Consider the following 26,278-nt stretch of genomic DNA (forward strand, 5'->3'; position numbering starts at 1 on the left):
TTTATTCAGAGCGTGTTACCCTGGCGCGTGTGAACGGACGAACGCTTTCCTTCCTCGTCGAGCGCGAGGTTATTACGGCCCGCGGGGGTAGACGGTTGGTCTCCGGGAGAGCAGCCAACGCCCCGTATACGTTGATATGCTTCAGGACTGTCGCATTGCGAAGGCGATTACTGCATTGCAGCGAATTGAGCGCGGCGCAAAAGGATTCGACGCTGGACCGGGATGGCGACGATCGGCGAGGCGCGGCAAGGCGACTTTTTCGCGGCGGGACCGGCCGGCGCGGGTCGATCGGGCGATCGCCAGCGCGTCGTCATGCACGACGAAACGACCGCGCCGGGCGGGCTGCAGCTCGCCCGGCGCTGTCTAAGTCGTTAGCGACCGCGCTAGCCGTCGGTCCTTGCGACCTGAGGCGAGAATACCCGGTGAGCGGGCGTCACGGGAAGAGCGGCGAACCGTCCCCCGCCCGCGCGAATTGTCGCACTGGCGCGAACCGGAGAACAGTGCGAACCGGCGCTGGTAAAGGACGGTGGACACGGACGGCTGTCGCGATCGCGCCAAGGACTGACGGCGCGGTCGCCGGAAGCGCCGCCCTCATTCCCGATCTCAACGCCGCGCGCCGCCCGCTCCACTCCGCGCCCATTGCGGATCAAGGTTCCTGTCAAACCCGGTGCGCCTCGCCCAGGCGACGACGGACGGCCAATGATAGCAAAGCTCGCCGCCGGCGTCGACAAAAGGCGGCCCCAGACCGGTCCGTCTGGCGAGCCTGAGGAAGCCGATGCTGAGGCCCAGCCGGTGAGCTGCAATGGTGATCGGAATGAAATGATGTCTCTGGGACATTTTTCCGTGCCCTCCGCCGAAATGCGCGGATCTTGAAATCCGTAACAGAAACCAATTTACAACAACACGGGCGACCATGAATCCTTAGAAGTACTTCAGAAGAGTTACTCCTCGATGAGGCAAACTGCCGCAGGCGACCGTCCGCCGTCATCGCGGCGCCCGGAGGGCGACGCGCCAGGGGCCGCAACAGCGGCGACAGCGGCCCCTCGACCGCCTGGCCCGCGCCGCCTTTCTCCGGCGCGCGCCGCCGCGGCCGGCGGCCCGGGCGCGGCCGGAAGGCGCGGTCAGCGGGTCAGGCTCGACAGATGGAGGGGAAAGCCGGACATCCGCCGGGTCCACCGCGACGCGATCTGCAGCGGAAAGCGCAGGCCCATCATCGCCGCGGGGGCCGGGTCGTCGTAGGCGAACCAGGCCAATTCCCCGCTGCGCGCAACCGGGCGCGCCTCGGCCTTCGCCGTCGAACCGGACTTCAGGAATTCCTTGAGTCCGAGAAAGAGATAGTCCTGCTCGACCTTGAACACGTGGCCTTCCGCCATGCGCGAACCGGGGATCGGCTGCCCGGTCAGATCCAGGTAGGCGGCCCTGACGACGTCGACGCCGGCGTCGTTGTGGAACATGCGAAAATTCATGCACACGCGAGGGTTGCAATCGACGATGCGGAATCGCCCGTCGCGCGCGTCCTTGCGCCAGTCGATGCCGACGATCCCGGAATATTGCACCTGTCGCAGCAGGCTTTCGCCCAGCCGGGCGAGGGAGTCGTCGCGCTCGGACACGCCGAGCACGGTGGAGCCCGCGCCCGGCGGAGACGACATCAGCTTCCGGCCCGTGAATCCGACCTGCACCCCCGTCTCGGCGTTGCGGTAGCCGTGGTACACCCAGTCCTCGCCGGGAACGAACTCCTGAACCAGCATCCGCGCCGGCGTCGCCCCGCGCGCGCCGGCCCAGAATCGGCGAAGATCGGCCGGTTCGCGAGCGATGATCGTGCTGCGGCCGCCGTTCAGGGGCGCCCATTGCTCGGCGGTCTTGATCATGACGGGAAACCCCGAGCGTTCGACGAAGGCGTCGACGTCGGCTTCGTCGTGCGCGAACGCGATCCGCGGGGTGTCGATCCCGGCCTGCGCGCAGATCTCGTAGAGGGTCGCCTTGTCGCACAGCCGGCGCGGCAGTCCGGGCGCAATCGCGGGCAGCAGGAACCAGCGGCGCAGCGCCTCCGCGTTCTCGGCGACGACGGCGGCGGACAGGTCGTCGAGCGGAAGCAGCAACGCGGGCGAACCGATCCGCTCGGCGATCGCCGCGATCGCGCACGGAAACGCCGTCTTGTCCGGCCAACGCTTCCAGACGAACGACCGCGCGAGGTAGCGCGAGAGCGCAAGCGGAGCCAACATGTCGTCGACGATCGCGTAGACCGGCGCGCCCAGCCGGCCGAGGCTCCTCGCGATCCCGAGCGCGCCGTGATGGAGGACGCCCCGCCCCGCCTTGAGAATGAGCGCGGGGGACGAGACGTCGACGCCATTCATCCGCATGGCCAAACTCCCGGTCGACCAGCCGCGTGGATGTCCAGATCGTCCCCAGGCCACAGCAACATCCGGCGCGGCCAGCCAATACGCTCAAGCGGAAAAACCGAAAAAATGATGGCCGGTCGGGCTGGCCGCGCCGATCGGCGTCAACCAGGAAACGAGGACGTGCAGGCTAAGCTATTCCGTCAGGCAAATCACGCCGTCAATCTTCGTCCCGGAGTTGTTTCAAGTCAACTCGGATCTCCCGATGCGGACACGCGCAACGCTGTCATTGCGCAAAAGGCGAAGCCGTGACGGATCGGCCGATCGGTCGGCTGTCGCCCGCAACGCCGGGGGAGCGCTGGCGACTCCGGCAGGGCTCGAACCTGCGACCTGCCGCTTAGAAGGCGGCTGCTCTATCCAGCTGAGCTACGGAGCCGATCGGCGTGGCGGTGACGGCGTCAGTGCGACCAGGGCACGACGCGGTTGGGCGCGAAATTGTCGGAATAGGAAAGCACGCGCCGCTTGTGCGGCTTCGGCTCCTCGACGCGGTAGGCGATGCCGTTGCGTTCGGCGTAGGCGATCGCCTCGTCTTTGGTGTCGAAGGTCAGCCTCACCTGCGCCTTCATGTCGCCCGAGCTCGTCCAGCCCATCAGCGGCTCGATCGACCGCGGCTGCTCGGGTTCATAGGCGAGCGTCCAGTCCTGCTTGGACCGGCCCTGCTGCATCGCGCTCTTCGCGGGCTTGTAGATGCGCGCCGTCATGACGTCCCCAGATTGATGCGAAAACCAGTCGTCGGCGCCGGATCCGAGCCGGCGCTTCCGGCGTCAGCCGGATTCGCACGTCGCCCCCGAGCGTCGCTCGCCAGCGTTTTACGGGGTGGCGGCGGTTCTGACAATGGGGCGCCCGCGCCGGCGGATCACGCGATCGCTCCGGAACAAAGTCGCGGCCGGAGGGTTTTCGTGCGCCGGGTCGTGTCGCAGACCCTGCTGATTGTTCGCGGGAACGGCTGCGCATGCCGACGATCCTGTCTCGGGCGGCGGCGGCCGCCGCGCTCGCGGTCACGGCGCTGGGCGCCTTCGCCTACGCCCCCGACAAGCCGCGCGCCGAGCTGGAGGCGGCCTATCCCGGCCAGTACCGTTCCGTCGACGGCGTGCGCCTGCGGCTGCGCGACACCGGCCCGCGCGACGGCGAGGCGGTGATCCTGCTGCACGGGTTCTGCGCCAGCCTCGACACCTGGGAGCCGTGGGCGCGGGCGCTGTCGGCGCGCTACCGGGTCATCCGCTTCGACCTGCCGGGCTTCGGGCTGACCGGCCCCGACCCCAGCGGCGACTATACCGACGCGCGCCAGGTGAAGATCCTGGCCGACCTGATGGACGGGCTCGGCGTCGCCCGCGCGACCCTCATCGGCAATTCCATGGGCGGCCGGATCGTCTGGACCTTCGCAGCCCTTCATCCCGACCGCGTCACGCGCATGGTGCTGGTCTCCCCGGACGGATTCGCCAGCCCCGGCTTCGCCTACGACCGCGCGCCCGAGACGCCGCTCCTGATGCGGGCGCTGCCCTGGGTGGCCCCGGCCGGTCTCCTCAAGGCCGGCCTCGCCGCCGCCTACGGGCGCCCGGAGACCCTGAGCGACGCCACCCTGGCCCGCTACCGCGACCTCCTCATGGCGCCAGGCGTCCGGCAGGCGATCGTCGACCGCATGAGCCAGGCGATCCTGCACGACCCCGCCCCGACGCTGGCGCGCATCGAGGTCCCGACGCTGCTCCTCTGGGGCGAAAAGGACGGCGTCATCCCCATCGCCAACGCCGCCGCCTTCCAGCGCGCCTTGCCCCACGCCACCCTCGTGCGCCTGCCGAGCCTCGGCCATGTGCCGTTCGAGGAGGATCCGGTCGCCTCCTTCGACCCGCTGCGGCGCTTTCTGTCCGGCGACCCGCCGGCCGGAACCCGGACCGCGAGCGCGCGGCTTCCCGGCGCCGTCCGGGCGACGACCCGAACGCCGTGAAGCGGCGCCATTTCACCGAACCGGAGAATGGAACAAACCCGCCGGCGCGAAGTTGATCGGACCAATTCGTACGCCCGAGTGCGGGCGCATTGGAGGAGAGACAGCCTATGCTGCTCGACGACTCCGGTTTGATCGGCGGCGTGGCCGCGCGCCAATCCGACCGCCCCTCGGCGGTCGAAATCAGCCGGGCGGAGAAATCCCGGCTGATCGCCCTGACGATCGCGCGCCGCGCGCCGGACGACCCGGACGGCTGGGCGCAGGTGGCAGGACAGATCGCCGCGCTCGCCCCGGACTTCGCGACCCTGCTGCGTTTTATCCGCGCCGAACCCGCCCTGGCGCCGGCCTATTTCGCGGTCGCGGCCCGCGTTCGCCCGCTGATCGAGACAAGCGGGCCTTCTACGCGCCTCCTCGTCAGCGCCGCGCGGGACCTCGCGACCGGGCGGACGCCTTCGATAACGGACCTGACCGACGACGAGCGGCTGCGCGTCCGGCTTTACGAGCTTTGCCTCCTCGCCGGCGCGGCGAGCCCCTCGTCGACCGCCGCGGCGGCGGAGGATCTTTCGCTGCAGACGCCGGATGGACATTCTGCGCTCGTTCTTTTGTTGCTGAGAACGGGGCGCGTCGCTCCCAACCGGCTGCCCCTCGCCGTCATCGCCGATTGGCCCGAGGACCGGCGGCGCGCGTTCTTCTGGCGCTATCTGGCCTTCCTGTTCCAGCGGCGGCTCGCGCCCCTGGCCGACCCGGCGAAGACATTCCGGCTGGTCCTCGACCCCGAGGAGAAGGCGCGCGTCGTCCGTCTCATGATGCCGGGACAGTTCGCCGCGGCCAAGCGCGGCGGGCTCGAAGTCGTGCGCCCGACGATCCGGCGGACGGGTCTCCCGGCGACCCGCTGGTTCGACATCAGCCTGACGCTGCCGCGTCTGGCGTCGGTGGCGACGGTCGCCGCCTGGACCGCGCTCGTGCGCAGCACGCTCGGCGCCTGTCAGGCGAGGGAATATCTCGGCCGCGCGGGCACCCTGCGCGCCATGACCCGACGCTTCGGCGCCGACGGCGTGCTCCATCTCTACCAGAAGTGGGGGGTGCGCTCGCTGTTCGAGCAGAGCCTCGACAACGGCGCGCGCAGCACCCGGCAGGTGCTCGAAAACTTCGCCGGACGCTATCCGCAGGTTCTGCCGCCGCAGGTGCTGGACAAGGTGAAAGCCTTCACTTGCGACCGCGACACGTTCGTCACGCTCGTCAACGACTATCTGCTGGGCCGCGCGCCGGGCGCGAATGCGGACATCGCCGAGATCGTGGCCGCGGCCTTCGAAGCGCCGCCGTCGGCGTTGCGCGGCGTCGTCGAGAGCGAGGCGGGCCGGCGGCTGGTGGCCGCGCTCGCCCAGTTCAAGATTCGTCACGGCGTCAATCTGATGCGCTCGATCGCGTTCGGCCGCGACGCGCCGCCGGGTCCCGCCGGCCTCGACGGCTATCTGTACGAGCTCCGCAACGCCTTCACCCTCGAACTCGCCATGCACGCCGCCCGCCACGACGGCCGGATGCCCGGCAGGAGCGCGCGGCGCAAGCTGTTCGACAGTTTCGTCATGCTCGAATTCGACAGCGAGCGCCTCCCGGCCGACCGGATCGAGGCGGCTTGCCGGCAGTTGCGCTCCGGGGCGGTGAGCCGGGTCAACGCCGCGCTCGAGGCTCAGGGCGGCGCCGAACGGCTCGACCCCGGCGACCTCGAGGCGCTCGCCAGGGACTGGCGCGACATCGAGCCGGTCGTCACCGTGCTGGCCCGGCTGAGCGACCCTGCGCGACGGGGAGGCCCGAGCCCTGAGGCGGCGCTGCTCGTCCTGCAAGCCGCCAAGGCCGCCGCGCGACGGAGTTTCATGGCGTTCAAGTTCGACCACGAGTCCGGACGGGGCCAGCTCGCCTTCCTGACCGAGGCGCAGCGCGCGGCCTGGAGGACGGCGCGCGCAAGAGTGCGGATCGGCGGCGCCGAGCAGCCGCGAAACGAGCCGCGACTCGAGGACCTGATGCGCCGTCTCGACGCCGATCTGGCGCATCTGCACGCGGGCGCGCCGGCCGGGAGCGCGAACCCGCCGCCTGCGCTTCGCGACGAAATGGCCGCGCTCGCCAGCGAGGAGATCAAGGCCAATCCGGCGATCGTGGCCGAGCGCGTCCTCGCCGCGCATGTTTCCCCGGATATGATTCCCGCTTGCGCGCGCGCCTGCCTGGCCGATGTCGCGGCCCGCCTCCAGGGCGCGGCGCCCGGCGGCTTCGAGCTGCGCAACGCGGCGCGGGTCCTGCGCGCGCTCCTGCGCATCGGCTTCATCGACGCCTGGGAAAGCGATGCGGCCCAGGGCGCGCTCGCGAGCCTGCGCGCGATCGAACGCGAAATCCCGAAGGATCTGCTCGACGGGGAGACGATCTCGAAGGGCGTCGTCGCCACCGCCTTCGACTGCTCGCCGCGCCTGATGCTGACCATCGGCGACCTCGTCAACACCGGCTGCTGCCTCAACTATCAGAGCGGCGCCCGCATCAACGTGCTGCCGGCCTATGTCGTGGACGCCAACATCCAGGCGCTCGCGAGTTGGCGCCTCAAGGAGACGCATTTCGCCAGCGTGCGCGATTACAAGGCCGTCCTGAACGCCTTCGTCGCCGGCCGGCCGGCGCCCGCCGCCTTCGACGGCGACCGCCTGGTGTTCCGCTTCACCCTGCCCGACCGCGAGATCGAGACCTCGACGCTGGGCTTCGCCCACCTGCGCCAGATCGTCCGACTGGGGCGCGTGCGCCAGGGCGCGACGGAGCGCCCCGGCCTCCTGGCCGAGCGCGAATATGCGCAGGCCCACCCGTTGCAGCCGCTGATGCGCGCCAACCACGCCGACATCCTGAGCGCGCTGTCGGAGGAACTGGGCGCGGTCGACGGCAGGCCGATGGAGTTCCCGCAATCCCGCAACCCCGACGGCGTCTATTGCGACGCCCTCGGCGGCGTGCAGCCCGGCGCCTACGCCGTCCACCATCTGTGAGGCCCGATGAAGCAGATCGTCTCCCCGTCGGCGTCCGGACCGGAGCGGACGCTCAGCGCCTCGCTCGCTTTCCTCGGGCTCGAGCCGAGACCGCGGCTGCGCGAGGAGGTCGAACCCGACGCGACGCTCGCGGGCCTGCTGTCGCGGGACGCCGGCCCCGCGGACGCCCCTGCCCGTCTGTTTCGCTCGGTGGTCAGCGCCTGGCTGTCCGACGACGAGCGCGCGCTCGCGGCGAAAGGCCGGGCGCAGGCGATCGTCGGCCGCGACCGGGAAGCCGACGCGATTCTCGACACGCTGGTGCGCATCAAGGCGCGGGCGCCGGTGCTGATCGCGCCGCCCGGCTCCAAGTCGACGATCGCGCGGCGCGCGGTGCAGCGCGCCATCGCCGGCGAGTATCCGCAGTCGAGACCCTACCGGCGCATGCTGGAGCGCGCCCATTGGGTCGCGATCACGCCGAGCCGGCTGTTGGCGCTCGCCAGCGCCAACAATCCCGCCGGCCGCAAGCAGGCGGTCGAGCGCTTCTTCGACGCCGCGCTCGCGCTGGAAGCGCGAGAGAAGATCCGTATCGTCGTGTTCATCGACGATTTTCACACCCTGGACGGCGATCAGGTCGAGGCGCTGACGCCCTACATCGACGCCGACACGCGCGCCGTCAGCATCGTGGGCGCGTGCAGCGCGGATAAATTCAGCCTCGCTTTCAAGGACAACGCCAGTTTCGTGCGGCGGATCCGGCAGATCCCGGTGGTCGAGTTTTCCGACGACGAGTCGCTGCGCATCCTCGAGCAATCCTGGCTGGCGCGCGTCGAGGCCCATTACGGCGTCCGCTTCTCCGAGCGCGCGCGAAAACCCCTCGTCCGGCTCGGGACCACCCTCTACCCCGAGGGCGGCAAGATCGACGCCGGGCTCAAGATGGCGATCGACCTGGCGATCCACAGCCTCCGGCGCGCCGGCGCGAGCGAGGGCCCGATCGCGGTGGAGGAGGACGACGCTTACGCCTTCTTCAAGGCGCGCACCGGCTATCCGGTCAATCCGTTCAATCCGGAGGAGCTCGCAGCCTATGTGCGGGCGCTCGACGCCGCGCTCGCCGCCGAGATCGTCGGGCAAGAGCGCATGCGCCGCGATCTCCTGCATCTGTTTCAGGACGTGATCGTCGGCGCGAAGAAGGACATGGGGGTGATCGCGCTGCTCGGGCCGACGGGCGCCGGCAAGTCCCAGATCGCCAAGCTGCTGGCGCAGCACGGCTTCCAGAACCCGCGGGCGCTGCTGCGCATCGACATGACCGAGTACCGCTCGCACGATTCGAGCCTGAACAAGCTGTTCGGGGCGGTCGGCGGCCTCGTCACCTCGACCGAGCGGCAGGGCATATTGTGCGACTGGTTCGACGATCCGAGCCAGGGCAAGTACGGCGGCGTCGTGCTGATCGACGAGGCCGAGCGCGGCGATCCGGGCGTCTGGGAGCGCCTGATGGAGTTCTTCGACACGGGCGCCTTCGTCGGCGGCGACGGCCGCCGGCGGCAGGCGCGCCGCCACGTCGTGATCCTGACCAGCAACCGTGGCGACACGATCCTGTTTCCCGATTCGATCGCCCACTGGAGCGACGCGCATCTCGCGACTTACGTCGACGAGATCGAGGAGACGACGCTCAAGCGCCTGTTCCAGATGAAGCTCACCGGCCGCGACGCGTTCCAGATTCCGACGCCCGTCCTCAACCGCATCGACCGCTACACGGTGGCCGGCCCCCTGCGCAGCGGCCAGGCGGCGGAGATCGTGCAGCGCTTGGCGCAACGGCATGTCGACGCGATCGCGCGCGATCTCGAGGTCGTCATCGCGCTCGATCCGGGCATCGCCGGGCGCCTCGCCGACCACCACTTCTCCATGGTCGACGGCGCGCGGCCGCTCGAGCGCGGCGTCGCCCGGTTCTTCAACGCGGTCAAGGAGCGGTTGCAGGCGGGCGCGATCCGCGCCCTGCGCGGCCGCACGATCGAGCTGATCCTCGACGCCGACAACGCGGCCGACGGCCGCGTGCGGGCGCTCTGCGACGGAGCGGCCGCCTTCGCCGTCGACCTGCCGCGGGCGCGGGTCGCGGACCCCCTGCTCGACCCTGAGTTTTCTCGTCAAATCAAACGCCTACGTGACATTCTTCCCAGCGAGGTCAAGGGCCAGGACGACGCCGTCGAGCGCACGATCGAGGCGTTGACGAGCTGGCTCTCGCTGCCCGTCGCTTCGCGCCGGCCACTCGGCCTGTTCTGGGTCGGGCCGACCGGCGTCGGCAAGACGGAGCTGGCGCGCGCGGTCTCGCTCGCTCTGTTCGAAGCCCGCGAGCGCGCCGAGATCATCCCGTTCGGCGAAGTGTCCAACGAGCACCGGCTGAACCAGGTGATCGGTTCGCCGCCGGGCACGATCGGCTCCGACGAAGTGCGCGCGTTCGAGCGCGCGCTGCGCAACATGCCGGACGGCGGCGTGCTGGTGTTCGACGAGATCTCCAACATGGGGGACACGCCCGCCACGCGCGACGCCCTGTTCAAGCGCCTCTATCACCCGTTCGAGGAGGGCCGCTGGACGTCGTCGGCGACCAGCGAGACCTACGATTTGAGCCGCTACGTTATCGTGCTCACCGGCAACGACGGCGAGGATTTCTTCAAGGGCACCGATTCCGACCCGATCCGCGAGCAGATCTGGCGCAAGCTCAAGGCGCCCGACAAGGTGCGCCGGATGCTCGGCGAGCGCGGCGTGCCGCAGGCCTTCCTCGGGCGCATGGCCGACGTCATCCTGTTCCGGCCGCTCACCCACGCCGTCGCCGGCGACGTAGCGGCGAAGCTCGTGGCGCGCATTCTCGACCGCTACGCCGCGCTCGGCGTGGAGACTCGCGTCGAGGACGCCTTCACCCGCACCTTCGGCGACCTGTTCTACACCGCCGACAAGGGCGCGCGCAGCCTGCGCGACATGGCGACCCACCGCTTCAACCACGTGATCGCGACCGCGCTCGCCGAGGTCGGCTGCGCGCCGGAGGTTTTGCGCGCCCACGCGGTGCGCCTGAAGCTCGCGGCGCGTCTGCCGGACCGGCCGTTCGTCGCGCCGGACGATCCGAAGCCGAAGGTCGAGTTCGTCGTCGAGATTCTTGCGCGCAGCGACGGCGCGCCGCGGATCGTCGTGACGAAGGACTACACGCAATTCGCCGCGCTGCCCAAGCGACTGGCCGAGACGCAGGCGCGCGCCACCGCCTATCACGAAGCCGGCCACGCGGTCGTCAACGATCCCGCCCTCACCGGCCAGAAGCTCGCCTGGCTCACCATTCTCGGCGACGTCGGCAATCTCGGCTTCGCCCTCTACGACGAGGACGACGACCGCCCGGTTCTGGTGGTCGACCGCAGCCGCGCCGTGCTGCGGCTCGCGCGGCTGATGGCGGGACAGACGGCGATGACGATGGCGGGCTTCGCCCCCGACGCCGGCTGGGCCGCCGACCTGCGCGCCGCGCGCCAGCTCGCCCGCCGCATGATCCTCGAATGGGGCCTCGATCCGGAATTCCTCGGCGTCGCCCCGGCGCACGACACCGGCCGCAACGACGACCCGCACCTCTTGAGCGAACGCCAGATCGACCGCCTCTCCGACACGATCGCAGGCCTGCTGGCGGAAGCGCTGACGGAGGCGGAAGGCCAGCTCGGCCGCGACTGGGACCTCGTCGAGGCGCTGGTGGCGCAGCTGATGGCGAACGGGTCCGTCTCCGGCGAGACGTTCGATCGCCTGCGCGCCCAGCATCCCCCCCGCGAGATCGCCGGCCATGCGAAGATCGCCGGCGTCGACGTCTGCGCCCGTCTCCTCGTGCGCGCGAAGGGAAACTAGATGGCCGCCGCCTCCGCCCTCCGGCTCGCCCCCGGTTTCGCCGCGCTCGCGTCACACGGACCCTGGACCGCGAAGTCCAGACCCGGACGCCTGAGCTACCGCGCCTTCCGCACCGTGACGCGCGAGGGCCCGTGGACGCCCCGCGCCGTCGAGGGAGAGATCCCGCGCGACCTTTGCGGCACGCTCTATCGCAATGGCCCGGGGCAGAAGGAGACCTTCGATGTGCCGCTCGGCCACCTCTTCGACGGCGACGCCTATCTGACGGCCCTGCGCTTCGCCGAGGGCCGGCTGTCCGGCCTGTCGCGCTTCGTCATGACGCCGGAGCGCAAGCACGAGCTGGCGTCCGGGCGCATGCGTTACCACGAATTCGGCACGCGCTGCCCCGGCCGCGCCCTCGGCTTCAAGAACCCGCCCAACATCAACGTCTTCCCGATGGCGGACGGACATTTCGCGCTGTCGGAAGGCGCGCCGCCGGTGCTGATCGATCCCGACACGCTGGAGTGCCTGGGGGCGCGCGACTTCGCCGGCAGCTGGCCCGCCCGCACCACCTTCACCGCGCATCCCAAGCGCGATCCCGCGACCGGCGACGTGTTCGCCTACGGCATGACGATGACGCTGTTTCCCGAGCTCGTGCTCGGCCGGCTCGCCGCCGGCGAAAGCGCCTTCGCCATCTTCGCGCGGGCGCCGCTCGGCGGCGTTTATCCGGTGCACGACTTCATGATCACGCAGTCCTATGTCGTCGTGGCGCTTCCTCCGGTCTACATCAGCATGTGGGGGCTGCTGCGTGGACGGTGCCTCGCCGAGAGCATCGTCGCCGAGCCGCATAAGCCGCTTCGCATCCTCGTGGCGCGCAAGGACGGAACCAAGCCCCCGGTCACGATCGAAAGCCATCCGGCCAACATGATCTTCCACCATTGCAACGCCGTCGAAAGCGAAGACGGGCGCACAATCCGGCTGATCTCGATCGAGACCGAGGCCGTCGCGGGGTTTCGCGCGCTCGAGGGCTGGGGCCGCGCGACGACGCTCGCGCATCCGAAGTCGCAGATGACCGAATTCGTCATCGACGTCGAGGCGAAGACGGTCGCGCGCACGGCGCTGACCGAGGGCGCGCCGATCGAGTTCCCGGCCATCGACCAGCGCGGGCTCGGCCGGCGCATGGACGCGATCTACGCGCTGCGCACCTTCGACGCGCCCGACGATCCGCTCGCCTTCGACACGATCACGCGCTGGGACGGCGCGGGGTTTCGCGAGTCTCGCGCGCGGCGCGGCCAGGTGTTCGGCGAGCCGGTGGTGGTCCCCGACGCCGCCGGCGGCGCCTGGATCGCCCATCTCGGCTACGAAGCCGACCGCGACGAGACCTTTCTCGACATCCGCGATCCCGACGACCTGCGCCTCGTCGCCCGCGCCTGGTTCGGCTTTCGCATGCCGCTCGGCTTCCACGGGCACTACGTTCCGGACGTGGGGTGACGGGCGAGCGCAGTCCTTCCCCGGCTTTGCTTCGGCTTTGCTGGGGAAGGTGGCGCGCGGCGCCGGATGGGGTGTGGAAAGCAGGACGCCTTCGTTGAAGGATCGCCGCGGCGGCGGTGCGTCGGGACTTGCGGCGGCGCCGTCCTCGCGGCGTATCGGCGAGGTCCGCGTACGCCGACAAGCGTCGACGACGCGGCCCACACCCCATCCGGCGCTTCGCGCCACCTTCCCCGGCGGAGCCGGGGAAGGGATCCGCGAGGACGCCGATGGACGAAGCCCCTTCTCCGCTTTACCTCTGAGGAACGCCGCCGGCGCCCCCACGGGCGAGTCCGCGCCGTGCGAGAGGGACGCCGCATGCCCCTGCAATTGCCCGCCACCGCCGACGATTATCGGCGACTGGCGCGGGCCCGCCTGCCCCGCTTTCTGTTCGATTACATCGACGGCGGCGCCACCGACGAACAGACCGTGCGGGCGAACGTCGCCGACTGGGCGACGATCGCGCTGCGCCAGCGCGTGCTCGTCGACGTCGACGGAATCGACACGAGCGCGACCCTGCTCGGACAGGCGTGCAGCATGCCGCTCGCGCTCGCGCCCGTCGGGCTCGCGGGGCTGATGGCGCGGCGGGGCGAAGCGCAGGCGGCGCGGGCGGCGCGCGCCGCGGGCGTGCCGTTCACCCTGTCGACCGTCGGGATCTGCCCGCTGGCCGAAGTGACCGAGGCCGCCGGGCCGGTCTGGTTCCAACTCTACATGTTGCGCGATCGCGGCGTGGTTCGAGCCCTGCTGCAGCGGGCCTGGGAGTCGGGCTGCCGCACCCTCGTCTTCACCGTGGACCTGCCGGTCTCGGGCATGCGCCACCGCGACACCCGCAACGGCCTCGAGTCGGCGAGCGCCCGCGCGCGCCTGATCCGAGCCGGCCAGCTCCTGTCGCGCCCCGCGTGGCTCCTCGACGTCGCCGTCCGCGGCCAGCCGCACGCCTTCGGCAACCTGACCGATCAGGTTCCTGGGGCCGCCGATTTCACCGCCTTCAAGGCCTGGGTCGACACGCAATTCGACCCGAGCGTCACCTGGGCCGAAATCGACTGGCTGCGCGCTCAGTGGCAGGGCGCGATCGCGCTCAAGGGCGTCCTCGACGCCGAAGACGCGACAGCGGCCGTGCGCGCCGGCGTTCAGGGAATCGTCGTGTCGAACCACGGCGGTCGCCAGCTCGACGGCGTGGCGTCGACCGTAGCCAAGCTGCCGGCGATCGTTCAGGCGGTCGGCGGCGGCGCCGAGGTGCTGGTGGACGGCGGCATCCGCAGCGGCGTCGACGTGTTCCGGGCGCTGGCGCTCGGCGCCCGCGGCGCCCTGATCGGCCGGCCATGGGCCTTTGCGCTGGCCGCGGCCGGCGAGCGCGGGGTGAGCGACCTCCTGAGCCGCTGGCGGCGCGAGCTCCTGTTGGCTATGACGCTCACGGGCGCGAGGTCGCCGGCCGAGATCGACGGCGCCCGCCTCGATCGCCCGAAGTCCTGAAAGCCCCTTCCGATGAACGGCGCGCACGCACTCATGACGACCCTGGCCGACGCCGGGGTCGAGGTCTGCTTCACCAATCCGGGCACCTCGGAGATGCACTTCGTCGCAGCCCTCGACGCCGAACCGCGGATGCGGGCGGTGCTGACCCTGTTCGAGGGTGTGGCCTCCGGCGCCGCCGACGGCTATGCGCGGATGGCCGGCAAGCCCGCCGCGACGCTGCTGCACCTCGGTTGCGGCCTCGGCAACGCGCTCGCCAACCTGCACAACGCCCGCAAGGCCAGGAGCCCGGTGCTCAATATCGTCGGCGACCACGCTGCGTATCACGTCAAGTACGACGCCCAGTTGCAGTCCGATATCGAGACCGTGGCGCGCAACGTCTCGACCTTCGTGCGCACGTCGGCCTCCACCGCGACCCTCTGCCAGGACGCGGCGCAGGCGCTGACGGCGGCGATCGGCCCGCCCGGCGAAGTCGCGACCCTGATCCTGCCGGCCGACGTGTCGTGGAGCGAGGGCGGCGAGCCTGCGGCCCCGCCGCCGGCCCTCGCGGCGCCCGAGGCCGGCGACGCCGCGATCGACGCCGTCGCCCGGGTCCTCGCGGGCGAGGGCCGGACGGCGATGCTGCTCGGCGGGCGCGCGCTGCGCGGGGCCGCGCTGACCGCCGCGGCGCGGATCGCCGCGCGCTGCGGCGCGAGACTGCTGGCCGAGGTGTTTCCGGCCCGGATGGAGCGCGGCGCGGGCCTGCCGGCGATCGAGCGACTCGCCTATTTGGCCGAGCTGGCGGGGGTGCAACTGAACGGGCTGACCGATCTCGTTCTCGTCGACGCGAAGGCGCCGGTGTCGTTCTTCGCCTATCCGGGCAAGCGGAGCGAACTCCTGCCCGAAGGCTGCCGGGTCCATACGCTGGCCGGCTTCGATCAGGACGTCGCGGCGAGCCTCGAAAGGCTGGTCGAGCGCCTGGGCGCGCGCGACGCGAAGCCCGAGCCGCAGGCCCCGGCGCGCCCGGCGCGGCCGCGCGGGAAACTGACCGCCGAGAAGGCGTGCAAGGCGATCGGCGCTCTCCTGCCCGCGAATGCGATCGTCGTCGACGAAGCGCAGACCGCCGGCGCGACCCTGCCGGCCTTCACCCGCGGCGCGCCGCGCCACGACCTCTTGACCCTGACCGGCGGGGCGATCGGCATGGGGCTGCCGGTGGCGGTCGGCGCGGCGATCGCCTGCCCCGACCGGCCGGTGATCGCGCTCTGCGGCGACGGGTCGGCGATGTACACGATCCAGGCCCTGTGGACGATGGCGCGCGAGCGGCTCGACGTCACCAGCGTCGTCTTCAACAACAGCGCCTACGCCATTCTCGGCGTCGAGTTGCAGCGGGTCGGCGCCGAAGGCGCCGGCGCCAGGGCCCGCGCGCAACTCGATCTCGGCCGCCCGAACCTCGATTTCGTGCGGATCGGCGAGGGCATGGGCGTGCCCTCGACCCGCGCGACGACCGCGCGGGAATTCACCGCGGCGTTCGAGCGCGCCCTCGCCACGCCCGGCCCGCACCTGATCGAGGCCGTCGTGCCCAACACCCTGTCCGGCCTGCGGCTGCGGCTGTTGCGCCGGGTGCTGAACGCGTTGCCGAGCTTGCCGCAGTCGATGGCCGCGGCCGTCAAACGCAGGATCGCGCCCTGAGACGCGCCGCCAAGCCGTCGCGCCAGCGCCATCATAACGCCGGCCGGCGCGCAGACGTCACGATCCATCGTCCGCATGCGCGCGGGCCTCGAAGACAGGACAGCCCGTGCTCGACGACACGACGCAGGACGCCGGCCAGACCCTCGCCGGGGGCGATTCGCTCGTCCCCGCCCGGGTCGGCGTGACCGCCATCTTCTTCGCCAACGGCCTCGCGATCGGCGCCTGGGCGGTGGCCATTCCTCAGGTCAAGACCCTGTTTGCGCTGTCGGACGGCGGACTGTCGCTGATCCTGCTCGCCGCGGGCGTCGGCGCGATCGCGGCGATGCCGGTTGCGGGCCTCTTGCCGGCGCGGATCGGCGGCACCGGCCGGACGCTGCGCTTCTCCGGCCCGTTCTCGGCCGTCATGCTCGCGGCCCTGCCGGCGATGAGCGCCCTGCCCGCCCCGGTCGTGGCGCTCGCCGTCTGCGCCTTTCTGTTCGGCGTTGCGAACATCCTCGTCGACGTGCCGATGAACGCCCACGCCAGCGTGATCGAGCGCGGATGGGGACGCGCGATCATGTCGTCCTTCCATGCCGCCTGGAGCGCCGGCGGCCTGATCGGCGGGGCGATCGGCGGCCTCCTGATTTCGGCGGGCGCGACGCCGCTCGGCCAGCTCGGCGTCGAAGGGGCGCTGTGCTTTGCGATCGCCTGGGGCGGCAGCCTCAGGATCGGCGTCGGCGACCGGCACGCCCATGGGACGACCTTCGCGCTGCCGCACGGAAGGCTGATCACGCTGGCGATCATCGCGCTGCTTGCGGTGTTTGCGGAAATGTCGGTCACCGACTGGAGCGCGCTCTATCTCCGCAGCGAACTCGGCGCGAGCGCCGGCGCGGCCGCCGCCGGCTACTCCGCCTACGCGTTCATGATGTTCCTCGGCCGGGCGCTCGGCGATTCATTCGTGCGCCGGCTCGGCGGCGCGACCGTGATCGTCGCCGGCGCGCTGGCGATCCTCGTCGGCGCCGGGCTCGCGGTCGGCCTCGCCACGCCGATCGCGGCGATCGTCGGCTTCTGCCTGATCGGCCTCGGCGTCGCCAACATGGTCCCGGCGGTGTTCAGCGCCAGCGCCAGCGCCGCCCCTTCGCCGTCGATCGGCGTCGCGACGGCGGCCTCGATGGCCTACACCGCCGGCCTGATCAGCCCGCCGCTGTTCGGCGCCGTCGCGTCGGCCGCGAGCCTGCGCGCCGCCTTCACGCTGGTGATCGCCGCCGCGCTGGCGATCGCCGTGCTGGCGACGCGCGGGCGCAGGGGCGCGCGATGAGGCGCCTGGCGACCGAGCCGAGCGCCTCTTCCCGCGACCGGCGCCGTTACGCGTCGTGCGTTACGTGAACTTGATCATGGTTCCGTGCGCCCCGTCGGCGGCGAGCGCGAAATTGGACGTCGCGTAACTACCCTGCAAGGAGAGCTGGGCAAGCCCCCCGTTACTCGCCACAAACAGCGTTCCGCCGTGCCCAAAGCCCGCCGGGCTGAAGAGGACGCCCACCGCGCTGCTGTAGGAGAGGTTGCCGAGATCGATCTCGTCGCCGCCGCCGAAGCCGGCGATCGTCGCGTGGAAGGCAGCCAGATCGTCGAGCCCGAGAACGCCGCCCGACCCGGAGAAGCCGACCGTCTGGCCGGACCCGACGGCGCCGGAGACCGTCGCCGTTCCGCCCGCCACGGTCAGTCCGCCCGCCACGACGCCGCCGGACGACACCACGAGCGTCCCGCCGCTGACGACCGTCGCCCCGCTGATCACGCCGCCCGAACGGACGAACGCCGAGAAGCCGCCGCTGACGGTCGTGGCGCGGTTGGTCTGGCCGGAACTGACCGTCAACATCGTGTCGTACGCGGCGACGGAGGCGGTGGCGCTGGTCGAATGACCGGCGGGGTCGGCGGCCACAATCTGGAACTGGGTGGCGACGGCGTGCTCGAAGGCGGCCTGGCCGACGGTCGGGGTGAACACCAGGTCGTCGAGCGCGCTGGAGACCTGCTGCGCGGAGCCGCTGACGGTGTAGACGCCCTGCGCCGCATTGTATTGACCGCCGCCCAGGTTCGACAGCTTGCCGGCGCCTGGCGAGGACAGGCGCACCGTGACCGACAGCGTCGTCGCCCCCGCTTCGCCGATCGAGACGTTCTGGAAGGGCTTGATCGTTCCCCTGTCGCTGACCCTCTGCGAGAGCGCGGCCCCGCTGATCACCGGCGCCACGGTCAGATCCGTCCCGCCATGGCCATCGTCGCTCGCGCGCAGGCCGAGCGCCGACAGGTTCAGCGTGTAGGATTTGCCGCCGCTCAGCTCGATGGTTTCCGTGCCGTTCGGATTGGCGAGGATCGATGTCAGCGCGTCATAGGGCAGGCTCACGAGATCGATTGTATCCAGCGAGGTGAAATTCTCGATCAGATTGCGCGGCATCGCCCGACCGTCGATCTGCAGCGTCGGATCGGTGCCGACCGGAAACTCGATCGCCGCCGTCCCGAGGGCGCCGCCGTTGGTCATCTCGACGGCGCCGCTGACGATCTTGACCGTTCCGGAGAATTGCGACGCATCGCCGGAACCCACGATATAGGTTCCGCCGCCTTCGACGATGACTTCGCCGCCGCCGCCGATCGTGCCGGTCAGGACGCCGCCGAGCGGGTTTTCGAGGACAAGTTCGCCGCCCGTCTCGAGATCAATGGCGCCTTCGAGCTGACCGCCCGAGTCGACGACGCCGCCGCCGCTCTCGATCGTCAGGCCGCTCGCCACGCCGCCGAGGCTGACAACCATGTCGCCGCCGCTGGCGACGATCGTCGCGTTTGCGAGACCTCCAGCGCTGACGACTTGCAAGCCGCCGGCCGAAAGCGTGTCGCCCGTGGCGACGCCGCCGTTCTGGATCGTCGCGACGCCGGCGCCGGCGACGACATTGCCGCTTGCCCTGCCGCCGGAGAGGATTGTCTCCGCACCACCCGTGCTGATGAGCAATCCGCTCGCCAGACCGCCGCCGCTGACGATTTCCGCGCCGCCGTTGAAGACCGAGGCGGCGAAATCGACGCCGCCGGAGGATACGATATCGCTACCGCCGTAGACCAGAGCGCTCGTGGCGGTCCCGCCCGACTCGATCAGTTGATAGCCGCCGGAGGCGACCGAAGTGAATTGCGCCTGCTCGCCGGAGAGCACGTCCATCTCGCCCTGATCGTGCAGGTAAACGTCGGACGCTGTGCCGCCTTGGGCGACGATCAGGCCGACGCTTGTGACTTCGAGCTTCTCGATTGAGGCGCTATAGGCTGCAACCGCGCCGGAAATCGACACCACGCCGCCGATGAAGTCCGGCACCAGGCTCGTCAGGCTGACGTTACTGACGTTGGCGGCGTTGATTCCGGTATAGGCCCCGCCAAGCATCGTCATCACGCCGCCGGCGACCTCTCCATTGGTGATCTGAATCGCGCCCTTTATGATTGCCGAGCCGGCTTTGAGGATCTTCACGCCGGAGGCGATATTCCTGGAAATATTGTTGCCTTGGAGGTACAGCTCGGCGCCGGCTTTAACGCCAATGCCATATGCCGTCGGGTCAGTGGCGATCAACTTGGCGCCCTGGCCATTCAAATTCACGTTCTGGATGTTCGTCTCATTCGTCGTCAGTGTCGATTGATCGTCGACCTGAATATCGCTTGCAGAGCCGCCGTTCAGGCTGGCCTGGGAATCGCCCTGCAACTCGACGTTCTCCAGGATGTCATCCGTGGGCGCGTTTAGATCGGTATTTACCAAAGTCGCATTCGAAAGCGTGGCGCTCGGCTCCATTTCGACAGTCTGATTTTCAAGGATCTGGCCGTTGACGTCGCCCGTGACGACTTGTGAAGCAAAGTTCTGCGCTTCATCTGCGGCAGCCTGATTGCCAATGCCGGGATTACCGGCCAGTTGGTCCTTGACGAGGTTCGACTCGGCTTCGGCGCCCCCGGCTTTCGAGGCGTCGTTCACAGCCTGTTTGGCAGCCGCGCTTTCGGAGTCTTCGAGCGCCGTGGTGACCTCTTTTTCGGTGGTCTTGGCGACGTCCTTCGTCACGGTGCCGGCCAGTTTCGCTTCCGCCGCGACGTCCGCGCCGCCGGTCGCCACGATGACGGCGACCTGCACGACCAAAAGGAGGCCCGACAACACTTCCTTGGTGATTTGACCGGCAGTGGGCGTTTGGAACTGCGTATCGAGGACGGTGGCGCCGTCGACCTCGCCAAACGAACCGCCGGACGAGATGTACGAATTGCTGGCGTAGCCGCCGGAGGCCACCTGCAACGCGCCGTTGCTGGCGACCGTGTTCGCCATCGCGGAGCCTCCGGACTGAACGGCCAAAATGCCATCGGCCTTCACGGTTGTGCCGGTTGCGTTGCCGCCGCTGAAGACTTCGAGTCCACCAAACAGAGTGCCGCTACTGGTCGCGAAACCGGAAACCGTGGCGCCCAGGGCCCAGCCTCCGGCCGAGATGAACTCGTAGCCGGCGCCGTCGATCTTGGCGCCGTCGGTCCTGCCGCCGCCGGTGGTGACCTCCATGCCGAGGACGCTGACGACCGTATTGCTCGCAACGCCGCCCGATACGTCCTGAATGCCGTCCCGGTTCACCGTGGTGGAGCTCGCGACGCCGCCGGACGCCACAAACAAATAGCCGCCGCTGTCGACCGTCGCCTTGGAAACCTTGGCCCCGCTCGAAACGCCCAGCGCGCCGCCGGAGAGCGTAATGTTCTTGGCGGTCGCCGAACCGCCCAGCGACGCGACCGCGCCGGCGGAAAGAATCGTATCGTTGAAAGCGCCGCCGCTGCCGACGATCCTGCCGCCGGAGAGGACCGTCGCCGACTCGACGGCGCCGCCGCCAATCTCCAGGTTGGCGCCGCTCGAGACGATGGTGTTCGAAGCGGCGCCGCCCTCGACCAGCTGCGTCCCGCCGCCGCTCAACACGGTCCCGCTCGCGGTTCCCAACGAGACCACCTGGGAGCCGCCGAAGGAAACGATCGCGTTGGACGTCTGGCCGCCTGAAACCAGCTCCTCGCCGCCCGCTGCGAGCACGGCGCCGAGCGCGACACCCCCGAGACCGACGATCTCCGTCCCGCCGTTGATGGCGGACGTGGCGCTCGCCAGGCCGCCGGCCTGGATCGTCGCCGTGCCGCCGTCCAGAATTTTGGTATGGGTGGCGAGACCGGAATCGGCCATCACGCCGCCGGCCGAAAGGACGGTCGAGTCGGCCACGCCATTGAGCGCGACCGACACGGTTCCCCCGGAACTGACCACCGTGCCCGAAGCGCTGCCGTTCCCCATGACGAGCTCTTCGCCGCCTTGAAGAACGGTCGTGCCGGTTACAAAACCGCCTTGATCCTGCTGGAGGCCGCCGGCCGAAACCGTCGTGCCGGCGGCGACGCCGCCGGACATCACCTCGATCACCCCGCCCGCCTCCACCACCGCGTTCAGCACGCCGTAGCCGGCGCTAACGACATAGGTCGAACCGGACACGACGAGGTGGTCCAGGATGATATGGCCGCCCGCGCGCAGCGTGGCGCTCACGATCGTGGCGCCCGGCGCCTCGACCAGTTCGCCTCCGCTCGAGATCACGGTCCCGGACGCCGCGCCGCCGGCCGAGACGTACTGCACGCCGCCTAGCAGCACGGTGTCCCCGTTGGCGACCCCGCCGCCGAGGATGGTTTCCCGGCCGCCGACCGACGTTCCCGAAGCCGTGCCGGCGACCGTCAGAGCGCCGCCGAATTCGACGGTCGCCCCCGAGTCGAAGCCGGCCGCCGAAACGATCGCGACGCCGCCGGAGGCGATCGTGTCGGCGAGCGCCCTGCCGCCGGCCTTCACCGCCTCGACGCCGCCGCTTTCCACCGTTGCGCCGGTGAGAATGCCGCCGCTGCCGACGAGCACGGCGCCGGAGTTGGCGACAATCGTTCCCGCCGCGCTGCCGCCCGAGGCGATGGCTTGCAGGCCGCCGAAGCTGGCATGGGTGTTCGGATTGATTCCGCCGGTGATATAAGCGTCCGTCGCGGCGCCGCCGCCGGAAATCACCTGTGTTCCGAGGATATTGGCGTTGCTGTCCGCTCCGCCGGCCAGAACGGTCTCGCTGCCGCCGGAGCCGACGGAAACCGTGTAGCCCGAGCCTCCGGCCCCGATGATCAGTTGGCCGCCGTGATAGATCACGGCCCCATTGGCGCTTCCCAACTGATAGACGCTCTCCACGGCTCCGCTGAAGATCTGCGCGCCGCTATCCACGCCGCCTTGCGCATCGGCGTTGTCGCCCGGCGCGGTCGCGGAAAACACATCGTCGACGCCGCCCGACGACACTTGCGTGTTGATCGCGACGCCGCCCTGCAGCACCTCCTGAGCGCCGCCGGCGGCGATTTCGTTCCCGCGGCCGATGCCCCCGCTCTCGAGGACGATCTCGCCGCCATTGGCCACGAACGACGCGTCGACGCGACGCCCGGGGCCGACCACCAGGACATCGCCATCGATCAGGCCGGTTCCGAGCGCGGCCATATTGCCGCCGAAGGAAACCGTCAGACCGGCGGCTTCGATCGTTCCGCCGGGCTCGAGCGTCGGGTCGAAATTGAAGCCGCCGGGCGCGGCGGAGACATAGCCGCTCGATTCGATCGCGGTGTTCCATGTCGCCGCGCTCGTGGCCAGATCGAGCACGCCGCCCGCCTCGACCACCGTGTTGAACAATCGATAGCCAGCCAGCGCGCTGAAGGTCGAGCCCGAGGGAATCAAAAGGCCGCTGATGTCGATCTCGCCGCCGCTGACCAAGGTGTTGCCGGCGACTTCGGCCAGGACCGTGGCGATATCGGTTCCCGAAACATCGTAGACGAGGTCGCCGCCGCTGCTCACCGTGACGCCGCCGGCGCTGCCGCCCTGCTGAACAGAGACCACGCCGTGCGACAGCACGGCGCCGCCGCTGAACGTCGCGCCGGCCTGCACCACCGCGGAGCCGCCGCTGCTGACGATCGTACCGTGAGCCGAACCGCCCAGCATGATCGACTGGACGCCGCCGGAGGACAGGATCGCGCCGCTGGCGGCGCCCCCGGCCTCTATGGTCTCGACGCCGCCGGACCCGACGACGGTCGCCGATGCGAGGCCGCCAGCCGCGATGAATTCATGAGCGCCGGAGAAGACCGAGGTGTTGAACGTGGCGCCTCCGTCGACAACGACATTGCCGCTGTCGTCGAGATTCGAGACCGGCGAACCGGCGGTTACGGAGACCGTGACCGCGGCGTCGACGAAGATGCTGCCGTGGAAGCCGGTCTGACCGCCAACCTGGGTCGACAGCGCCAGGCCGTCCGTGATCACCGACCCGGCCCCACTGAGCTCGAGGAGGCCCTGGCCAATGATCGCGCCTGCTGAGATGGTGGTCGTACCGGCTATATCCAGTTCAACGGCGCCGTAATCGAGCAGGCCACCGTTGTTTAGCGACGCCGAACCGCCCGAATAGGCGAGCGCGATGCTGGCCTTGGCGCCGGACGACACGAGCAAGGCCCCGCCGGAATCGATCCGGGTGGCGGAAGCGACGGCGCCGGGCAGGAGAACGGCGCTGCCCGAGGACTGGATCTCGGTATCGAGCGCAAATGCGCCGGAGGAGATCAGCAGACGCCCGCCGGACGACACCGTCGTGTCGACCGCAGCGGCGCCCTGGGAATTGGCCAGCAGTTGCCCGCCCGCCCCGACCTGCGCCGAGATCGCGGACACGTTCGTGCTGAGGTTGAGCGTCAGCAGAGCGGCGCCCGGACCGCCGACTGCGTAGTTGACGAGCTCTTCCGCCCCCCCTTTCGAGATGGTCACGCCGGTGACCGTCGCGCCGGCGGAAACGACGAGCACGCCGCCATTGGAGACGGTGACGTTGGCGGCGACGCCGCCGGCCTGGACGTTCGCAACGCCGCCGCCCTCGACGACCACCGCGGCGGCCGAACCGCCCGCCTGCACGATGACTTGCCCGGCGCCGCTGACGGAGTCGCCGGCGACCGACGTCGCGCTCGCGACGCCGCCCTTCTGCACCCATTCGACGCCGCCCCCCAACACGTTGGTCGCCATCGCCGAGCCGAGGCTTCCGACGAATTGCTGGCCTCCGGAACTGACCCACGTGGAGACAGTCTGTCCGCCGCGATAGACATATTCCGAGCCGCCCGGCTGCGTCCCCGCGCCTGCGTCGGCGCGCAGGGTGGTGAAGCTCGCGACGCCGCCATCCACGACCGTATCCTGGCCGGTTCCGGAGACCCAGTCGTGAATCGCCGTGCCGCCGGCGGAGACGATCTGTTCGCCGCCGTCAAGAATATTGGCGGCGCTCGTGCTGCCTGTATTGGAAACGAGCTGGAGGCCGCCGGCGAAGACGCTCGCGTTATACGAGTAGCCGCCGGACGAAACGCTTTCCACGCCGCCCTGGGTGATGCTGGTGAAGCTGGTCTGCCCCGAAAGCCGAACGACCAGGTCCCCGCCCTGCGCGACTCCGAGCCCCCATCCGTAATGGCCGCTCGCACCGATGAACGCCGTGGTGTTCGACAGCGTCCACTCGCGCTCGACGATCGAGACGCCGACGCCGTTGGAGGCCGGACCATAACCGATGCCGGTCTCTGGAGACGTGCCCGAGTCCAGGTAGACGGTCCCGCCGTTGGCGACGAAGATGGCGTTCGTATTTGCGCCGGATACGATCTCCAGGACAGCGCCGGAGGACACCGTTATCGTGTTCGCTGCGCCATAGGAGGCGATGTACATGGAGCCGCGGCTCAGGATTGTCGTCGATGTCGCCGACCCGAAATCCTGAAAAACGCCAGAACCGGAAACCGTCGTGCTGGTCACGAAGGCGCCGGCATCGACCTGAAGCAAACCGCCGCCGCTCACCAGGGTTTCGTTTTGCGAGCCTTGGTATTGCACGACTTCCGTGCCGCCGTTCTCGACCGTCACGCCGTAGGCTGAGCCGCCGGCGATGACGAGGCTGCCGTAATCGGCTGCGTATGGGAAACCGTCTGAATTGTATTCAGAACCGCCGACGTCGATCTCTTCGTACCCGCCGGCTTCGATAACGGTGGCGTGAACCGTCCCTCCGCCTGTGGCGCTCAGCTGCCCGCCGGAGAAGACGGTATTGTATCCTCCCGAGCCCAGGCTATAAAAAATCGCAACGCCGCTGCTGGAAATGTAATTCGACGAGGCCACCGCATTGCTGTTTTCATAGCCGGAGCCGCCGCTGACCCTCAATATGCCGCCGAATGAGAACGTATCACCATAGGCGATTCCGCCTGACTCCACGTACAGAGTCGTGATGTTGGTTGTCTTCGAGCTATGCGGAAATATAACGCCCGATACCTCGCTGTTCTGATTAACGTACTCGGTTGCGCCGTTCGTCGAGATGCCCATCTTCAGTCCCCCATCACGTTCGTTCGAGTCTCGGCCGGCAGGCTTTATTAACTACTTTGCCTAGGGGTAAGACCGTGCGCCCAACTTCCGTACGTCTTTCGACGATTACGGCGCTTTTGCTACACCGGTATGTCAACAGTGTTTGACTGTCGCGGTCTCGGAGTCGATTGCGGCGAGACGAGGCGGCCGATGCCGTTCCCGGAGTCGGTCTCGATTGCGACATCGACGGCGATGCCGGGTGAGGGAGATGACGGCGTTGTCGATGCTCACGGCCGATTCGTCGAGGCGACGGTGATGGGGAAGACGAAGCTTTCCGGCTGACCCGACCATGAGATCGGCGTTGGCGCCGACCGAGGGAGCAGCGACCCGTCGGCCCGGCGTCTCGCCGGCTTCGGATTCCCGGCCGTGCAATCCTTGAGGAATTTGGTCGGGGCAGCCGGATTCGAACCGGCGACCTGAAGTACCCAAAACTTCCGCGCTACCGGGCTGCGCTATACCCCGAACGATGGTTAAGCCATTATGTCGCTTCACGTTTTCCGGCGCGATGGCGTTCGCGGGCGGGGAGAACGTAAGGGAGACAAACGGACGCTTTTCTTGCGGTTCGGGACCGAAAATCCCGAAGCCTTGTCCCGAACTACCAAGCGCCTCGGAGTTCGGCAAGTGGGTGGCGGGCAACGAGCCGACGAAGCCGGACTTATCCCGCGCTCTCACACGGCCCGGAACGCGAGTGTCAGGCCAAGCGCCTTCGCCACGCCGAGCAGAGTGGAGAGGCGCGGGTCGCCGTCCTCGCTGAGCGCGCGATAAAGCGCCTCGCGACTGACGCCGGCCCCGGCCGCGACCTTCGTCATGCCACGCGCCCGGGCGATCGTCCCGAGCGCAGCGGCGATATAGCGTCCGTCGCCGCTCGCGGCGGCGTCATCCAGCAACTCCTGCTGAGCCTCGGGCGTGTCCAGAAACTCGGCGGGGTCGAAGGGAAAAACTTTCATGCGTCGATCTCCCGGGCCATCTCTTTCGCGATCCTGATGTCGCGATCCTGCGTGCGCTTGTCCCCGCCGCACAGAAGGACAATCACGTCCGCGCCGCGCTGGACGAA

The 26,278-nt window shown here is 69.5% G+C and carries 13 protein-coding genes and 2 tRNA genes; 9 read left to right on the forward strand and 6 right to left on the reverse strand.

The genetic code is table 11. The annotated features are described in order from the left end of the window. The first annotated feature begins 222 nt into the window (after window positions 1–222). Complete coding sequence (locus DFR50_RS31895; RefSeq protein WP_170153058.1) at window positions 223–375, forward strand: hypothetical protein; 153 nt, start codon at window positions 223–225, stop codon at window positions 373–375. 746 nt (window positions 376–1,121) lie between these two features. Here the strand turns inward: DFR50_RS31895 and DFR50_RS05100 are convergent. From DFR50_RS05100 to DFR50_RS05110, 3 genes are all read right to left on the reverse strand, one after another. Then, a complete protein-coding gene (locus DFR50_RS05100) occupies window positions 1,122–2,360 on the reverse strand; it encodes a carboxylate--amine ligase (RefSeq protein ID WP_147262657.1) in 1,239 nt (412 codons plus the stop codon). 335 nt (window positions 2,361–2,695) lie between these two features. Continuing rightward, window positions 2,696–2,772, reverse strand: a tRNA-Arg gene (locus DFR50_RS05105). A gap of 22 nt (window positions 2,773–2,794) precedes the next feature. Next, window positions 2,795–3,097 (reverse strand): ETC complex I subunit, encoded by a 303-nt coding sequence (locus tag DFR50_RS05110; protein WP_113888119.1) that lies wholly within the window; start codon window positions 3,095–3,097, stop codon window positions 2,795–2,797. 251 nt (window positions 3,098–3,348) lie between these two features. Here DFR50_RS05110 and DFR50_RS05115 point away from each other — a divergent pair, with 251 nt between their 5' ends. From DFR50_RS05115 to DFR50_RS05145, 7 genes are all read left to right on the forward strand, one after another. Next, window positions 3,349–4,338 carry an alpha/beta fold hydrolase gene (locus tag DFR50_RS05115; protein WP_113888120.1) on the forward strand — a complete coding sequence of 330 codons (990 nt, stop codon included), beginning with the start codon at window positions 3,349–3,351 and terminating at the stop codon, window positions 4,336–4,338. A 107-nt stretch (window positions 4,339–4,445) separates the two neighbouring features. After that, the gene (locus DFR50_RS05120; RefSeq protein WP_113888121.1) at window positions 4,446–7,346 is read left to right on the forward strand and encodes a hypothetical protein; all 2,901 of its coding nucleotides are present in this window, start codon (window positions 4,446–4,448) and stop codon (window positions 7,344–7,346) included. Window positions 7,347–7,352: 6 nt separating this feature from the next. Then, window positions 7,353–11,186 (forward strand): AAA family ATPase, encoded by a 3,834-nt coding sequence (locus DFR50_RS05125; protein ID WP_113888122.1) that lies wholly within the window; start codon window positions 7,353–7,355, stop codon window positions 11,184–11,186. After that, window positions 11,187–12,653 carry a carotenoid oxygenase family protein gene (locus DFR50_RS05130; protein WP_113888123.1) on the forward strand — a complete coding sequence of 489 codons (1,467 nt, stop codon included), beginning with the start codon at window positions 11,187–11,189 and terminating at the stop codon, window positions 12,651–12,653. It begins immediately after the preceding gene. Window positions 12,654–13,007: 354 nt separating this feature from the next. Further along, complete coding sequence (locus DFR50_RS05135; protein ID WP_113888124.1) at window positions 13,008–14,162, forward strand: L-lactate dehydrogenase; 1,155 nt, start codon at window positions 13,008–13,010, stop codon at window positions 14,160–14,162. Between the two features lie 33 nt (window positions 14,163–14,195). Next, window positions 14,196–15,827 carry an acetolactate synthase large subunit gene (locus tag DFR50_RS05140; protein ID WP_245427319.1) on the forward strand — a complete coding sequence of 544 codons (1,632 nt, stop codon included), beginning with the start codon at window positions 14,196–14,198 and terminating at the stop codon, window positions 15,825–15,827. 106 nt (window positions 15,828–15,933) lie between these two features. Continuing rightward, entirely contained in the window at window positions 15,934–17,124 is a 1,191-nt protein-coding gene (locus DFR50_RS05145) for an MFS transporter (RefSeq protein ID WP_113888126.1), read from the forward strand. Window positions 17,125–17,184: 60 nt separating this feature from the next. Here DFR50_RS05145 and DFR50_RS05150 read toward each other — a convergent pair whose 3' ends face one another. Next, window positions 17,185–25,077: an AIDA repeat-containing protein gene (locus DFR50_RS05150; RefSeq protein ID WP_170153059.1), complete on the reverse strand. Its 7,893-nt coding sequence runs from the start codon at window positions 25,075–25,077 to the stop codon at window positions 17,185–17,187. Window positions 25,078–25,374: 297 nt separating this feature from the next. Here DFR50_RS05150 and DFR50_RS33285 point away from each other — a divergent pair, with 297 nt between their 5' ends. Continuing rightward, a complete protein-coding gene (locus DFR50_RS33285; RefSeq protein ID WP_281015938.1) occupies window positions 25,375–25,506 on the forward strand; it encodes a hypothetical protein in 132 nt (43 codons plus the stop codon). A 103-nt stretch (window positions 25,507–25,609) separates the two neighbouring features. Here the strand turns inward: DFR50_RS33285 and DFR50_RS05155 are convergent. Beyond that, a tRNA-Pro gene (locus tag DFR50_RS05155) sits at window positions 25,610–25,686 on the reverse strand. Window positions 25,687–25,892: 206 nt separating this feature from the next. Then, on the reverse strand, window positions 25,893–26,171 hold the full coding sequence (locus DFR50_RS05160; RefSeq protein WP_113888128.1) for an addiction module antidote protein: 279 nt from the start codon (window positions 26,169–26,171) through the stop codon (window positions 25,893–25,895). Window positions 26,172–26,278: the final 107 nt, after the last annotated feature.

This window comes from Roseiarcus fermentans, assembly GCF_003315135.1.
Taxonomy (GTDB): Bacteria; Pseudomonadota; Alphaproteobacteria; order Rhizobiales; family Beijerinckiaceae; genus Roseiarcus; species Roseiarcus fermentans.

Bases quoted from the DNA above. Each gene is read 5' to 3' on its own strand.
- DFR50_RS31895 (WP_170153058.1), top strand. From the start codon at position 223: ATGGCGACGATCGGCGAGGCGCGGCAAGGCGACTTTTTCGCGGCGGGA.
- DFR50_RS05100 (WP_147262657.1), bottom strand. From the start codon at position 2,360: ATGCGGATGAATGGCGTCGACGTCTCGTCCCCCGCGCTCATTCTCAAG.
- DFR50_RS05110 (WP_113888119.1), bottom strand. From the start codon at position 3,097: ATGACGGCGCGCATCTACAAGCCCGCGAAGAGCGCGATGCAGCAGGGC.
- DFR50_RS05115 (WP_113888120.1), top strand. From the start codon at position 3,349: ATGCCGACGATCCTGTCTCGGGCGGCGGCGGCCGCCGCGCTCGCGGTC.
- DFR50_RS05120 (WP_113888121.1), top strand. From the start codon at position 4,446: ATGCTGCTCGACGACTCCGGTTTGATCGGCGGCGTGGCCGCGCGCCAA.
- DFR50_RS05125 (WP_113888122.1), top strand. From the start codon at position 7,353: ATGAAGCAGATCGTCTCCCCGTCGGCGTCCGGACCGGAGCGGACGCTC.
- DFR50_RS05130 (WP_113888123.1), top strand. From the start codon at position 11,187: ATGGCCGCCGCCTCCGCCCTCCGGCTCGCCCCCGGTTTCGCCGCGCTC.
- DFR50_RS05135 (WP_113888124.1), top strand. From the start codon at position 13,008: ATGCCCCTGCAATTGCCCGCCACCGCCGACGATTATCGGCGACTGGCG.
- DFR50_RS05140 (WP_245427319.1), top strand. From the start codon at position 14,196: ATGACGACCCTGGCCGACGCCGGGGTCGAGGTCTGCTTCACCAATCCG.
- DFR50_RS33285 (WP_281015938.1), top strand. From the start codon at position 25,375: ATGCCGTTCCCGGAGTCGGTCTCGATTGCGACATCGACGGCGATGCCG.
- DFR50_RS05160 (WP_113888128.1), bottom strand. From the start codon at position 26,171: ATGAAAGTTTTTCCCTTCGACCCCGCCGAGTTTCTGGACACGCCCGAG.